The sequence below is a fragment of the Nocardiopsis sp. NPDC057823 genome, assembly GCF_042797335.1.
Classification (GTDB): Bacteria; Actinomycetota; Actinomycetes; order Streptosporangiales; family Streptosporangiaceae; genus Nocardiopsis; species Nocardiopsis changdeensis.
On sequence record NZ_JBHVLR010000013.1, the window covers coordinates 113,224 to 127,126 of the forward strand.

Genomic DNA, 13,903 nt, shown 5'->3' on the forward strand with positions numbered 1-13,903 from the left:
GGCGCCCCGCCCCGGCGGGCGCTCAGGCCGCGGCGGCCCGGAGCGGACGGGCGCGCAGGGCGGTCAGGGCGGGGACCAGGCTCGCGAGCAGGCCCACGGCCGGGACCAGCAGGGCGACGGCGGCGTAGCGGTCGGGGGGCACGGCCGGGAGGGCGAAGCCGCCGGTGAACGCGTGCGCCATGGCGGCCAGGCTGACCAGGGCGACCGCGGTCCCCGCCGCCAGGGCCGCGGCCGACACCGCCAGCGCCTCGCCCGCGACCACCGCCGCCACCCGGCCGCGGGTGGCGCCGGCCAGGCGCAGCAGCGCGAAGTCCCGGCCGCGGGCCGAGGCTGACACCGCCAGCGTGGCGATCGCGCCGACACCGGCCAGCCCGGCCACGACGGCGACCATCAGGTAGGTGATCCAGCCGTCCTCCTCGGCGAGCGCCGCCAGGTCGGCCAGGTGGCCGGCGCGGTCGGAGACCTCGACCCCGGGCACGTCGGCCACCGCCTCGCGGAGCAGGCGGGCCGTCCCGGCCGGGTCTGCGCCGGGTTCCAGGCGCACGTGGACGGCGCTCTCCAGGGGGTCGACCATGCGCTCGGCCAGAGCCGCGCGGGGCAGCAGCACGTCGGGGAAGTCCAGGCCGGCCCGGTACACGACGTCGACCCGGGCCCGGACCGGTTCCCCGTCGGGGCCGTGGAGTTCGGCGGTGTCGCCGGCCTCCCAGCCCTCGGCGGCGGCCAGGCCGGCGCTCAGGGCGATACCGCCGTCGTCGAAGCGGTCCCACGACCCCTGTTCGGGGTCGAGGCGGTAGAGGTCGCCGACGGCCTCCGGGGTGACGATGTGGGCGGGCGCCGACACGCGCTCGCCGATCACGACCGTCTGGCGGAACCCGCCCGCCGCGGCGACCCCCGGGACGGCGGCGGCCGCCCCGACCGTGCCCGCGGGCAGGCCGACCCCGACCGGCCCTGATACCACCAGGTCGGCGGCCAGGCGGTCCCCGTAGGAGTGGGCGCGGGCCTGGGCCAGGGTGGGCGGCTGGAGGAGGAGCAGTAGTCCGACCAGGGTCGTCACCAGCAGGGGGGTCAGCACACCGGTGACCCGGCGCGGGGCCGCCGCGGCCTCGCGTGCGACGAGGAAGGGCACCGCGGCGCGCGGCCGCAGGCGGCGCAGGGCCCGGGCCAGGCCGACGGGGACGAGGAGGGCGGCGGCCGGGACCAGGGCGATCGCGGCCGCGGACGCCGCCAGTACCGACTCCCGGGTCCCGGCGGTGGCGGCGGTGAGCCCGAGCAGCACGGCGGCGGCGGTCAGGGACAGGGCGCCCCAGACGACACGCCCGCGCACCCGGTCCGGGTCCTCGGCGGCGGCCTCCCGCACCGCCTCGATCGGGGCGGTGCGCCCGGCGGCGCGGGCCGGGCGCACCGCCGCCGCCAGGGACGCGGCCAGTGCCACCAGAGGGCCGGCCGCGACCGCCCCGGGGCCGACCACGGTCTCGAACCCGGCGGGCAGCACCCCGGTCGCGGTGAAGGCCCGGGTCAGGGCCGCGGCGCCGAGCAGCCCCAGGGGCGGTGCGAGCACGGCGGCCGCGGCGCCCAGGGCCAGCGCCTCCCCCCACACGATGCGGCGGACGGCCCCCGGGGAGGCGCCGGCCAGGCGCAGCAGCGCGAACTCCCGGCCGCGGGCGCGCATCGCCGTGGTGAGCAGTCCGGTGGTGACGACCGCGGCGACTGCCAGGGTGAGGACGGCGGTGGTGCCGAAGAAGCGGCCCATGCCGGTGGACAGTTCGCGGTCGGTCCGGTCGACGGTGAACGCGGTGCTCCGGTCCGCCCCGGTGAGCACCCGCACCCCGGGCACCTGTCCGGTGACGGCGGCGGCGAGTGCGGCGGCGTCCACGCCGTCGTCCGGGTACAGGGCCACCGCGGTGGGAACCCGCGGCTCCTCCGGGCCGGGGCCCGCCGTGGCGGCGAAGAACACGGCGCGGCCGCCGGGCGGACCCGCGACCACCCCGGTGACGGTGGCCTCGGAGACGCCGCCGTCGGTGAGGACGCGCACCCGGTCGCCCACGCCGATCCCGGCGTCGGCGGCGGTCCGGGCGTCCACCGCCGCCTCCCCCGCACGGGCGGGGCCGCGCCCCCTCTCCGTTTCCAGTCCCGGGTCCCAGGCGAACCCGTGGGACCGGTCGGCCTGTCCGCCCAGGACGGTCCCGCCCGGGGCTCCCGCGGTGTCCGCGTCGCCCGCATCGTCGGCGCCGTCCGGGCCGTCGGCGATGACGTAGGCGGCGAAGGGCGCCTGGGCGGCGGCCGCGCGCACCCCCGGCAGAGCACTCAGGGTGTCCACCGCGTCCCCGGACAGGCGGGCGGGTTCGGCCGAGGGCGTGGCGGCCAGGCGGTCGTCCGCCGGTTCGGCGGCCACCACGACCGGGGCGGCGGTGGGCAGCCATACGGTGCCCGCGGCGTGTTCGGCGGAGGCCTGGAGGACCAGGGCCGCCGTGGTCAGCGCGGCGCCCAGCGCCAGGGTGAGGACCGATAGGGCGAGGGTGCGCCACCGCTCCCGCAGCCCGCGCAGCACGAAGCGGATCACCGCGCCCCCATCCGGTCCAGGACCGCCGCCGGGGTCGGCGCGGTGAGGGTGTCGACGATGAGGCCGTCCCGCAGGAACAGCACACGGTCGGCGCGGGCGGCCGCGGCCGGGTCGTGGGTGACCATGACGACGGTGCGCCCGTCGTGGTCGACCGCGTGCCGCAGGGCGTCCAGGACCCGGCCGCCGGAGCGGGTGTCCAGGGCCCCGGTGGGCTCGTCGGCGAACAGCACGTCGGGCCGGTGCACCAGGGCGCGGAGCAGCGCCACCCGCTGGCACTGGCCGCCGGACAGCTCCGCGGGCCGGTGGTCGAGGCGGTCGCGCAGGTCCAGCAGGTCCGCGAGGGCGTCGCGGCGGGAGGCGTCCGGGGGCCGCCCGGACAGTCGCGCGGTGAGCTCGACGTTCTCCCGGGCGGTGAGGGAGGGGAGCAGGTTGAAGTCCTGGAACACGAACCCGAACGCCCCCGCGCGCAGCCGGGTGAGGTCGCGTTCCGGCATCCGGGCGAGGTCGCGGCCGCCGAGCAGCACCTGTCCCCCGTCCGGGCGGTCCAGCCCGGCGGCGCAGTGCAGGAGGGTGCTCTTTCCGGAGCCGGAAGGGCCCATGATCGCGGTGAACCCGCCGGGGCCGAAGTCCGCGTCGACCCCGCGCAGGGCGGGCACGGGGACGCTCCCGCGCCGGTAGGTCCTGGTCAGTCCTCGAAGGCTCAGCACGCCGTTCCGCCTCTCCCCTGCCGGATGTGTCCGTACGCCATGCAAGCGGACCGGCGGGGTCCGGTCACGGGGGCCGGGGCGAGGCCCCGGGGTGGGGCCCGCCCCACCTCCGGGCCGGCAGAGGTGAAGAACGTACAAGACCGGGGGGCGGGCCGGACCCGAGCATGGGGGTCATGCAGAACACCGGACGACCCGCGGACGCCGGCGCCGAGGCCGTCGGCGCGCCCGCGCGCTTCGACACCAAGATCGCCGTACTCCTGCGCGGGGACCTCGCCGTATGGCAGCGGCTGAACGTGACCTCGTTCCTGGTCAGCGGACTGGGGACCCGTGAGCCCGACGTGGTCGGCGAGCCCTACGAGGACGGCGACGGCACCGTTTACCTCCCCATGTTCCGCCAGCCGGTGCTGGTGTTCGAGGGGGAGAAGGAGGTCCTCACCCGGGCCCACGCGAGGGCCGTGTCCCGGGGCCTGGCCGTCGCCGTGTTCACCTCCGACCTGTTCGCCACCGGCAACGACCGGGACAACCGGGCGGCGGTGCGGGCGGTCGCCCGTGACTCCCTGGACCTGGTCGGGATGGCGGTGTACGGGCCGAGGAACGCCGTGGACAAGGTCGTCAAGGGCGCCCGGATGCACCGCTGACCGGGTCCGCGCGCAGCGCCCGGGCGAAGCGGCCCGGGGACAGCCCCAGGACGCGCGTGAAGTGCCGGTGCAGGTGCGCCTGGTCGTGGAACCCGGCCGCGGCGGCAGCGGCGGCCGGGCTCCGCCCCTGGAGGATCAGGCGGCGGGCCAGGTCCACCCGGCGCCCCACCAGGTAGCGGTGCGGGGGCAGGCCGAACCTGCGGCCGAAGGCCCGTACCAGGTGCGCGGGGTGGGCGTGCAGGACGGCGGCGGCCTCGTCGAGCGAGACCCCCTCCACCACCCGGGAGTCCAGCAGGTCGCGCAGCCGCCCGGCCAGCGCCGAGCGGTCGACGGGCGGCGGGGGCTCGGGGTCGCCCAGCAGGTGGCCGCGCAGGCGTTCGGTGACGAACGCCAGGCGGCTCTCGGCCTCCAGTTCCCCGCCGGGTTCGAGCAGGGCCCGGTGCAGGGCGTGGATGCGCCGCCGCAGCACCGCGTCGTCCAGGGCGGGGCGGTCGACGGAGCGGCCCACCAGGTCGGCGCCGATCCGGGCGGGTTCCAGGTAGACGACGCGTTTGCGCAGCCCCTGCGCCGAGGCGGGGGTGCCGTTGTGCGGGACGTGCGGGGGCAGCAGGGTGACGGTGCGCTCCAGGGCGCCGTGCTCGTGCCGTCCCAGGTCGTAGCGGACCAGCCCGGAGTCGATGATGAGCAGCGCCCAGGTGTCGTGGGTGTGCATCGGGTAGGCGTGCCCGAGCATGTGGGTGTGGAAGACCTCGACGACGCCCGGCACGTTCGGCCTGGCGACCAGGGTGTCGGCGTGCGCGTCCATGTCCGCAGCGTACGCCCGGGCCGGGGGTCCCGGTCCCGGGAGGGGGAGCCCTTGCGCTCTGGAGAGCCCCGAATAGAATGAACAATTGTTCATTGAAAAATCGGGGAGACGAGGGGCCGTGCCGCGCAGTCCGGAGCAGAACGAGGCCATGCGGGCCGCCACACGCGAGCGGATCCGGGGAACGGCGATGCGCCTCTTCGCGCGCCACGGGTACGCGACGGTGAACATGCGGAGGATCGCGGCCGAGGCGGGCATGAGCACCGGCCTGGTCTACCGGCACTTCGCCACCAAGGAGGAGCTGTACGGCGACCTGGTCGGAGAGGCCGCGGCCGGGCTGAACGCCACCGCCGCACGGCTGCGCGGCCCCGGCTCCCCCGCGGAGCTGCTGCGCGCCTTCTGCGAGGGGTTCCTGCGGGACCTGGCCGGCGACGCGGAGTTCGTGGACTTCTACCTGCTCATGAACCAGGCGTTCACCCACGGGACCGCCGGACACGGCGGACCGGAGGGGGCACCGCCCGCGGTCCGGGACCTGGTCGAGGGGAACACCGCGCTGCTCCGGGCGACGGTGGAGCTCATCGAGCGCGGCCGGGCGGAGGGCGGGTTCCGCCGCGGCCCGGCGGACGAGCTGGCGACCTGCTTCTTCGCCACCCTGGGCGGATTGGTGACGATGCGCTCCGCCGTGGGCGACGGGTTCGCCGTTCCGAGCGCCGCCGTGGTACTGGCCCCGCTGCTCGAGGAGGACGGACACCGATGAGAGGACGGACACCGATGACAGGTGGGGCGGAGAGGGCCGGGATGATCGAGGTGGTGCGCGCCGACGCGCTGGGCGAGACGCGCCGGCGGGAGGTCGCGCGGGTGTTCGTGGACGGGTTCGGGCCGGACCTGGCCGCCTTCTCGAAGGACCCGGAGGTCCTGGCCGACGCCATCGCGCACATGTTGGTGCCGGAGCGGTTCTACGTAGCCCTGGTCGACGGCGAGCCGGCGGGACTGGCCTCGCTCACCGTGGACGACGAGGAGTGCGTCGAACCCGACGCGAGGACCCTGCGGCGGCACCTGGGCGCGGTCCGGGGGACCATCGCCGACCGGGTGTTCCGCAGCCAGTTCCAGGGGGCCGTGCGGGAACCGCGGGAGGGCAAGGCCGAGATCGGGTTCGTGGCCTCGTCACTGCGGCACCGGGGGCGGGGGGCGGCCAAGGCGGTCCTGCTGCACCTGCTCGCCCTGCCCGGATACGACGAGTACGTGCTGGAGGACATCGCCGGGAACAACGAGGCCGCGCTGGGGCTCTACCGGCGGCTCGGGTTCCGGGAGTACCGGCGGCGCAGGGCCCCCTACGCCGGGTTCAGCGGCATCAAGGAATACGTGTCCATGCGCCTGGTGCAGGAGCACCCCGCCCAGCGGGACTGAGCCCCGGGCCCGGAGCGGCGCGCGGCCCGGGGGCCGCGCGCCGCGGGGGTCAGTCCGTGCCGGACTCCATGGCGGCCTGGTCGAGGAGCAGCTCGTCCTCGGGGGCCTGGCCGCGGGAGGCGATCGTCTCGGCGCCGCCCTCGGGCATCGCGCCGATGAGGCCGGTGGAGGCGGCCTGGGCGGCGCCCACGACCGCGGCCTCGCCGGTGCCGACCATGCCGAGCCGGGCGTACTCCTCCAGCTTGGCGCGGGAGTCGGCGATGTCGAGGTTGCGCATGGTCAGCTGGCCGATCCGGTCGGTCGGGCCGAACGCGGAGTCCTCGGTGCGCTCCATGGACAGCTTGTCCGGGTGGTAGCTGAACGCCGGGCCGGTGGTGTCGAGGATCGAGTAGTCCTCGCCCCGGCGCAGGCGCAGGGTCACCTCGCCGGTGACGGCGGTGCCCACCCAGCGCTGGAGCGACTCGCGGAGCATGAGCGCCTGCGGCTCCAGCCAGCGGCCCTCGTACATGAGGCGGCCCAGGCGGCGGCCCTCGGTGTGGTACGCGGCGAGGGTGTCCTCGTTGTGGATCGCGTTGACCAGGCGCTCGTAGGCGGCGTGCAGCAGGGCCATGCCGGGCGCCTCGTAGATGCCGCGGCTCTTGGCCTCGATGATGCGGTTCTCGATCTGGTCGGACATGCCCAGGCCGTGGCGGCCGCCGATGGCGTTGGCCTCCAGGACCAGGTCGACGGCGGACGGGAAGGACTTGCCGTTGATGGTGACCGGGCGGCCCTGCTCGAAGCCGACGGTGACGTCCTCGGGGGCGATCTCCACCGCGGGGTCCCAGAAGCGGACGCCCATGATCGGGTCGACGATCTCGATGCCGGTGTCCAGGTGCTCCAGCGACTTGGCCTCGTGGGTGGCGCCCCAGATGTTGGCGTCGGTGGAGTAGGCCTTCTCGGTGCTGTCGCGGTAGGGGAGGTCCCGCTCCTGGAGCCACTCGGACATCTCCTTGCGGCCGCCGAGCTCGTTGACGAAGTCGGCGTCCAACCAGGGCTTGTAGATGCGCAGGGCGGGGTTGGCCAGCAGGCCGTAGCGGTAGAACCGCTCGATGTCGTTGCCCTTGTAGGTGGAGCCGTCGCCCCAGATCTGCACGCCGTCCTCGAGCATGGCGCGCACCAGCAGGGTGCCGGTGACGGCGCGCCCCAGGGGGGTGGTGTTGAAGTAGGCGCGGCCGCCGGAGCGGATGTGGAAGGCACCGCAGGCCAGCGCCGCCAGGCCCTCCTCCACCAGGGCCTCACGTCCGTCGACGAGCCGGGCGATCTCGGCACCGTAGTCGTGGGCGCGGCCGGGGACCGAGGCGATGTCGGGTTCGTCGTACTGGCCGATGTCGGCGGTGTAGGTGCACGGGACAGCGCCCTTCTCGCGCATCCACGCGACCGCCACCGAGGTGTCGAGCCCCCCGGAGAAGGCGATGCCGACACGTTCGCCGACGGGCAGAGAGGTGAGTACCTTGGACATGGCAATAAGTATGCATCACGATGAATGCACATGCAACGCGGGGCGCACTCCCCTCCTGTGAGCCTCGTCATCCCGCAGGCCCCGGCGCCGGGAGGGCCCCTCAGGGCGCGGAGAGGAAGCCGCGCAGGAGGGAGAACCAGGCGCCGGGGTCCTCCAGGTGGGCGTCGTGGGCGGTGTCGAGGTCGGCGCGGACGGTGGCGGGGCGCCGGGCGATCATCTCGTCCTTCTGCGCGTCGGAGAAGATGCCCAGGTCGGCGAAGACGGCGAGCGTGGGGGCCGCCACCCCCTCCCACTCGGCCCAGCGGGGCTCGTCGGCGGCGGCGACGACCGCCTCCATCACGTCGGCGTCGAACCGGGGGCGCAGCCCGTCGGGCCCCTCGGCCAGGTCGGCGACCCAGGCCCGGGAGAGCACGTCCGAACCGAGGAAGGCGCGGGCCGCCGCCCGGTCGGGGAACGGCAGCGGCCAGGAGGCGAAGAAGGCGCCGATCCGCGCCGCCCCCTCCGGGCCCTCGCCGCCCGCCGGGTGGCCCTCCAGCAGCACCAGCCGCTCGACGAGGTCGGGCCGGGCCGCGGCGGTGAGCAGGGCGGTGTGCGCGCCCATGGACTGGCCGACCAGCCGCACCGGCCCCCGGGCCACCCGTTCGGCGACCGCGACGGCGTCGGCGACGAAGGCCGAGCGCGAGACGTCGGCCGGACGGCGGGTGCTGCGGCCGTGGCCGCGCTGGTCGACCAGGATCACCCGGAAGTCCGGCGCCAGGGCGCGGGCGGTCGGCTCGAACTCGCGGATGCTCCCCGCCAGCCCGTGCAGGACGAGCACCGGCGGCCCGTCTCCCCCGCTGTCGAGGACGTACAGGTCGGCGCCGTCCCGGCTCAGAGTGGTGGCGCGCAGGGGGTCGGTCATGCACCCCAGTGTGGCGGACCGGGCGGGGCGCCACGAAGGGCGCACACGGAACATCCGGCACTCACGCACCAAAAACGCGTAGGTCTCTTGCGACACACCGGAAAATCATGAAGGTTTTCTACTGGGTGGGTCATCGTCGCGTACCGTCGTCGCCAGGACACGACCCGGAATCCGTCGGGCCCCACCCGCAGGAGAGCCCCCGGAAGGAGCCACGTTGGCGCACCCGTCCCGACCCACCTCCCCCGTCCCCCGATGCGGCGCGCTCCTGGCGGCGACCCTGGTCGCCGCCCTGCTGCCCGCGCTCCCCGCCGCCGCGCTGACCGCGCCCGCGACCGGCACCGGATCCGCCGAGTGCCGGGCCGACCCCCAGGCCGAGCCCAAGCGGCAGATGCGCGCCGAGTGGATCGCCGGGGTGCACAACATCGACTGGCCCAGCCGCACCGGGCTCACCCCCGAGCAGCAGCAGGCCGAGCTGACCGCCCTGTACGACCGCGCCGTCGACAACGGCCTGAACGCGGTGTTCGTGCAGATCCGGCCCACCGCCGACGCCTTCTGGCCCTCCCCCCACGAGCCCTGGTCGCAGTGGCTCACCGGGACCCAGGGCCGGGACCCCGGCTACGACCCCCTGGAGTTCGCCGTCGCGGAGGCGCACGCCCGGGGGCTGGAGTTCCACGGCTGGTTCAACCCCTATCGGGTGGCCATGCACGACGATCCCGACCGCCTGAGCGCCGACCACCCCGCCCGCCGCAACCCCGACTGGACCTTCGCCTACGGCGGGCGGCTCTACTACGACCCCGGCATCCCGGAGGTCCGGGAGTTCGTGATCGGGGCGATGATGCACGCCGTCGAGAACTACGACATGGACGGCGTGCACTTCGACGACTACTTCTACCCCTATCCGGTGTCCGGCCAGGAGATCCCCGACGCCGACACCTTCGCCGAGTACGGCGGCGACCACGACGACATCGACGACTGGCGGCGCGACAACGTCGACACCATGGTTCGGGAGATGGACGAGGCGGTGCACGCCGCCAAGCCGCACGTGAAGTTCGGCATCAGCCCGTTCGGTATCTGGCGCAACGCCTCCACCGACCCGGAGGGCTCGGCCACCAACGGCCTCCAGTCCTACGACGCCGTCTTCGCCGACAGCCGCCGGTGGGTCCGCGAGGGGTGGGTGGACTACATCAACCCGCAGATCTACTGGGAGATCGGCCTGCCGGTCGCGGACTACGCGGTGCTGGTGCCCTGGTGGGAGCAGGTCGTGGCGGGCACCGACGTGCACCTCTACGTGGGCCAGGCCGCCTACAAGGTCGGGAACGCGGGCGCCTGGTCGGACCCGCGGGAGCTGTCCCGGCACCTGGAGTTCAACCGGGACCACCCGGGGGTGCTGGGCGACGTGTACTTCAGCGCGAACTCGCTGGAGACCAACGCGGCGGAGGCGATGGCGATCGTCCGCGAGGAGCACTACCGCCACCCGGCGCTGGTGCCCCTGCACGAGGGCCTGCCCGGCCGGGCGCCGCAGGCGCCGCGGGTGGTCGGCGGTGCGCAGGGCGACGGGGTGGAGCTGTCCATCCGCCCGGGCCGGGGCGAGCGCCCCGCCTACTACGCGGTGTACGCGGTGGAGGGGCAGCCCGGCCGCGACCCCGACTGCGCCGTGTCCGACGCGCGCACCCTGCTCGGGACCGTGCCCGCCGGCGACGACGGCCGGGCGGTGTTCACCGCCGAGGGCGGCGGCCGCACCTACTACGCGACCGCGCTGGACCGGACCCACCGCGAGAGCGGTGTGAGCAACCCCCGGCACGTGCCCTAGGGAGCGCGTCCCCGCACGCCGACGCGAACGGGGCCCGGTGCGGCGCACCGGGCCCCGGCCCGTGTCCGGCCCCGCGGGTACCGGGGGCGGCCCCGGGCGGGATCAGGGGCGGCCCGCCCGGGTCCCGGCGGCGAGGACGACGGCGATGCCGGCCAGGGCGGCGAGCACCACCACCGTGTTCGGCGACAGGAACTCGGCGAGCGCCCCCGCCAGTGCGAACCCCGCCCCCTGGAAGATCATCAGCCCCGCGGTCACGAGCGTCATGACCTGGCCGCGCTCGTGCTCGGGGACCGCCGCCACCAGCAGCCGGTCCACGCCGAGCGCGTATCCGTACCCCGCCCCGGACAGCATGAGCAGGGCGAGCAGCGCCACCGGCCCCGGGTGCAGGCCCAGGCCGAGCAGCGGCAGGAAGGCGAGCAGCCCGAGCGGGACGATGGCCCGCACCCGCTGGGCGTCGGTCAGCAGGGTCCCGGCCAGGAAGGTGCCCGCGATCATGCCGACCGGGGTGGCCGACAGCAGCATCGCGACCAGGGCGGGCCCGCCGCCCAGGGCGTCGGCCAGCGGCGCGGCCAGTGCCTCGGCGGCCACGCCCAGCACCGGTGGGAACCAGGTCAGGGCCAGCAGGACGCGCAGGCGCGGGGAGCGCAGGACCTCGCGGACGCCGCGCAGCGAATCGGCCACCGGGGAGGACGGCGCGGCCTCCGGGGAGCGGCGGGGCCCGAAGGCGGGGAGTCCGAGGCGCAGCAGCAGGCAGGACGCCAGCAGCAGCCCCGCGCCCGCGAGCAGTGCCGGGGTGGGCGAGAGTACCGCGAACAGCACACCGCCGAACGCGAACCCGCAGATCTGCGCGAGCTGCGCCGCCATCCGCAGCAGGGACCGGCCCAGCGCGAACCCCTCCGGAGGCAGCACGTCGGCCACCGTCGCCGCCTTGGTCCCCTGGTAGAGCGGGGCGATCGCGCCCATCGCGAACATCAGCAGCAGCATCACCGCGATGGGCGTCCCCGGCACCGCCATGCCGACCACGAGCAGAGCGGTCGCCCCCTGGGTCAGGACCATGAGCCCGCGGGCGGGGACCCGGTCGGTGAGCGCCGACAGCAGGGTCGCGCCCAGCAGGTGGGGCAGGAAGCCCATGGCGAAGGCCAGCGCCGACAGCAGCGGCGAGCCGGTGCGCGTGTACACGGTGAGGGACAGTGTCATCTGCGCAGCGACCTGGCCCAGGATCGCCAGCACCTCGGCCAGGAACAGGACGCGGAACTCGGGGACGGCCAGGACCCGCAGGTATCCGGTGCGCGCGGCGGCGCGCGGCTCGGTCGGGGATGTCATGCCCCCAGGTTCGGACCCGCCCGGGGTAGCCTCAAACGATTCGGCGGTGGCCGAAACGACGACGCGTACGGGAGGCGCCGGTGGCCGGACGGCTGGTGTTCAGCCATGACGACCTGCTGCGCTGCCGCTTCGCGGTCTCCCCGCTGTGGGAGACCACGGCGGCGGTACGGCTGCTCGGCGAGCCGCACCGGGGCGCGCTGCGCCGGCTGTGGCCCGCGGCGATCCGCGAGCGCAACGGCACCGACCTGGGCCTGGACCCGCTGCCGCTGCTGTCGCCGCGCCCCGGGTACACGCCCGACTTCCTGACCCCTCCCCCGCCGGGGCCGTCCGCGGACCTGGAGGACGAACTGGAGGCGCTGCTCACCACCCCGCCCGAGCAGGTGGCGGTGGAGCTGCGGCAGTGCCTGCTGGACCCGCGTCGGGCCCTGCCGGAGTCGGTGACCGGGCCGCTGCTGGCCGATCCGGAGGCGACCCTGGAGCGGATCGTCCGGGCGGTGCGCCGGGCGTGGGAGGCGCTGGTGGCACCGCACTGGCCGCGGGCCCGGGCGCTGTTGGAGGCCGACGTGTCGCTGCGCGCCCGCACCGTCGCCGAGGGCGGGCTGCGGGAGGTGATCGCCGCCGTCGCCCCCGACGCCCGGTGGCGGGGACGGGTGCTGCACCTGCCCGACCCGGCCCAGGGCGAGCGCACGCTGGACGGCCGGGGCCTGGTGCTGATGCCCAGCGTGTTCATGTGGCCGGAGACGGTGGCCAAGACCGAGGAGCCCTGGCAGCCGACGCTGTTCTACCCCGTGCACGGGGTGGGGCGGCTGTGGGAGACCGAGCCCCCGGCGCCGGCCGGGGACGCCCTGGCCCGGCTGCTGGGCGGGACCCGCGCGCGCCTGCTGACGGTGCTCGCCGAACCCTCGACGACCACGGTGCTGGCCCGTGCGCACGGGTGGAGTCCGGCCACCGTTTCGGAGCACCTGTCGGTGCTGCGCGCGGCAGGGCTGGTGCGGTCGTGGCGGGTGGGGCGGCGGGTGTTCTACACGCGGACGCCGGCGGGCGACACCCTGGTCCGGGCGGGCGGCCCCGGCGGCCGCACCCCCGGCGCGGACCCGGGAGAGGCCAGGGTTTAGGGTAGGCGAGCCTTATCTGCTTGTGAACGGAGTCCCGTGTCTCCCCTGCTCAGTAACCCGCGCGCCCGAGCGCGCGCCCTGTCGTCCGCCGCCGCCCTGGCCGCCCTGGCCCTGCTCAGCGCCTGCGGCAACGCCGCGGACGGCGCCTCCGACGGCCAGGACACCGACGGCTCCGGCGGCGGGGTCGCCGCCGAGGCGGGCGCCTTCCCGGTCACCATCGAGCACGAGTTCGGCGAGACCACCGTCACCGAGGCGCCCGAGCGCATCGTCACCCTGGGCGTCACCGACGCCGACGCCGTGCTGGCCCTGGGCGCGGTCCCCGTCGGCCACACCGGCTACCCGTTCTTCGAGAACGGGCTGGGGCCCTGGACCGACGACCTGGTGGGCGACGCGGAGACGACCCTGCTGGAGTCGGAGGCCGAGCCCAACTTCGAGCAGATCGCCGCTCTGGAGCCCGACCTCATCATCGGCGTCTCCTCCGGGTTCGACGAGGCCGCCTACGAGAACCTGTCGCAGATCGCCCCCGTGCTCGCGCGCCCCGCCGGGACCGCGGCCTACGCCGTCCCGCGCGAGGACGCCACCGCGTCCATCGCCGCCGCGATGGGCGTCCCGGAGAAGGGCGAGCAGCTCAACGCCGAGACCGACGCCCTGCTGGAGGAGGTCCGCGCCGAGCACCCGGAGTTCGCGGAGATGACCGGCGGGGTCGTGCTGCCCTACGACGGGAAGTTCGGCGCGTACCTGCCCGGCGACGCCCGCGGCCAGTTCCTGGTGTCGCTGGGCTTCCGGATCCCCGAGGAGATCACCGAGCGGGACACCGGCGAGAGCTTCTTCGTGGAGGTGCCCGCCGAGAACGTCGAGTGGCTCGACGGCGACGTGCTGCTGGTCCTGAGCGACGACGAGGACTACGACGTGGTCGAGGCCGCGCCGGTCTTCGCCGACCTGGACGTGGTGCGCGAGGACGCCGTGGTCGTGGCCACCATCGAGCAGCGCGGCGCCATCACCTACAACTCGGTGCTGTCGATCCCCTACGCGGTGGACACCCTGGTCCCCCGCATCGCGGACGCCCTGGCCTGAGACCGGGCCGCTCCCGGCGGCGCCCCGCTCCGCGGCGGGGCGCCGCCGGCGTTCCCGGGGCCGGCGGG

General features: G+C 75.6%; 12 protein-coding genes. 6 read left to right on the plus strand and 6 right to left on the minus strand.

The window, feature by feature from the left end:
* Window positions 1-22: 22 nt before the first annotated feature.
* Together ACFVNO_RS20860 and ACFVNO_RS20865 are read right to left on the minus strand one after the other, a co-directional pair.
* Window positions 23-2,560, minus strand: coding sequence for an ABC transporter permease (locus ACFVNO_RS20860; protein WP_378894897.1), 2,538 nt, complete (start codon window positions 2,558-2,560; stop codon window positions 23-25).
* Entirely contained in the window at window positions 2,557-3,267 is a 711-nt protein-coding gene (locus ACFVNO_RS20865) for an ABC transporter ATP-binding protein (RefSeq protein WP_355262074.1), read from the minus strand. Before ACFVNO_RS20865 ends, ACFVNO_RS20860 begins: the two co-directional genes overlap by 4 nt.
* A gap of 173 nt (window positions 3,268-3,440) precedes the next feature.
* Here ACFVNO_RS20865 and ACFVNO_RS20870 point away from each other — a divergent pair, with 173 nt between their 5' ends.
* The gene (locus ACFVNO_RS20870) at window positions 3,441-3,905 is read left to right on the plus strand and encodes a DUF2000 domain-containing protein (RefSeq protein ID WP_220559478.1); all 465 of its coding nucleotides are present in this window, start codon (window positions 3,441-3,443) and stop codon (window positions 3,903-3,905) included.
* Here the strand turns inward: ACFVNO_RS20870 and ACFVNO_RS20875 are convergent.
* The gene (locus tag ACFVNO_RS20875; RefSeq protein WP_220559477.1) at window positions 3,880-4,710 is read right to left on the minus strand and encodes an AraC family transcriptional regulator; all 831 of its coding nucleotides are present in this window, start codon (window positions 4,708-4,710) and stop codon (window positions 3,880-3,882) included. The two genes, ACFVNO_RS20870 and ACFVNO_RS20875, sit on opposite strands and share 26 nt — an antisense overlap.
* Window positions 4,711-4,828: 118 nt before the next feature.
* Here ACFVNO_RS20875 and ACFVNO_RS20880 point away from each other — a divergent pair, with 118 nt between their 5' ends.
* Window positions 4,829-5,464: a TetR/AcrR family transcriptional regulator gene (locus ACFVNO_RS20880; RefSeq protein WP_255646369.1), complete on the plus strand. Its 636-nt coding sequence runs from the start codon at window positions 4,829-4,831 to the stop codon at window positions 5,462-5,464.
* Window positions 5,465-5,478: 14 nt separating this feature from the next.
* Window positions 5,479-6,114, plus strand: coding sequence for a GNAT family N-acetyltransferase (locus tag ACFVNO_RS20885; RefSeq protein WP_220559476.1), 636 nt, complete (start codon window positions 5,479-5,481; stop codon window positions 6,112-6,114).
* A 49-nt stretch (window positions 6,115-6,163) separates the two neighbouring features.
* Here ACFVNO_RS20885 and argG read toward each other — a convergent pair whose 3' ends face one another.
* Window positions 6,164-7,612, minus strand: coding sequence for an argininosuccinate synthase (gene argG, locus ACFVNO_RS20890; RefSeq protein WP_355262082.1), 1,449 nt, complete (start codon window positions 7,610-7,612; stop codon window positions 6,164-6,166).
* Between the two features lie 100 nt (window positions 7,613-7,712).
* Window positions 7,713-8,513: an alpha/beta fold hydrolase gene (locus ACFVNO_RS20895; RefSeq protein WP_378894904.1), complete on the minus strand. Its 801-nt coding sequence runs from the start codon at window positions 8,511-8,513 to the stop codon at window positions 7,713-7,715.
* A 214-nt stretch (window positions 8,514-8,727) separates the two neighbouring features.
* Between ACFVNO_RS20895 and ACFVNO_RS20900 the strand changes: the two genes are divergently transcribed.
* Window positions 8,728-10,323: a family 10 glycosylhydrolase gene (locus ACFVNO_RS20900; RefSeq protein WP_355262088.1), complete on the plus strand. Its 1,596-nt coding sequence runs from the start codon at window positions 8,728-8,730 to the stop codon at window positions 10,321-10,323.
* Window positions 10,324-10,425: 102 nt separating this feature from the next.
* Here the strand turns inward: ACFVNO_RS20900 and ACFVNO_RS20905 are convergent, their stop codons facing one another.
* The gene (locus tag ACFVNO_RS20905; protein ID WP_378894907.1) at window positions 10,426-11,646 is read right to left on the minus strand and encodes an MFS transporter; all 1,221 of its coding nucleotides are present in this window, start codon (window positions 11,644-11,646) and stop codon (window positions 10,426-10,428) included.
* A gap of 80 nt (window positions 11,647-11,726) precedes the next feature.
* Between ACFVNO_RS20905 and ACFVNO_RS20910 the strand changes: the two genes are divergently transcribed.
* Both ACFVNO_RS20910 and ACFVNO_RS20915 read left to right on the plus strand, forming a co-directional pair.
* A complete protein-coding gene (locus ACFVNO_RS20910; RefSeq protein WP_378894910.1) occupies window positions 11,727-12,761 on the plus strand; it encodes a DUF5937 family protein in 1,035 nt (344 codons plus the stop codon).
* A gap of 36 nt (window positions 12,762-12,797) precedes the next feature.
* Window positions 12,798-13,835: an iron-siderophore ABC transporter substrate-binding protein gene (locus ACFVNO_RS20915; RefSeq protein WP_378894913.1), complete on the plus strand. Its 1,038-nt coding sequence runs from the start codon at window positions 12,798-12,800 to the stop codon at window positions 13,833-13,835.
* Window positions 13,836-13,903 lie beyond the last annotated feature (68 nt).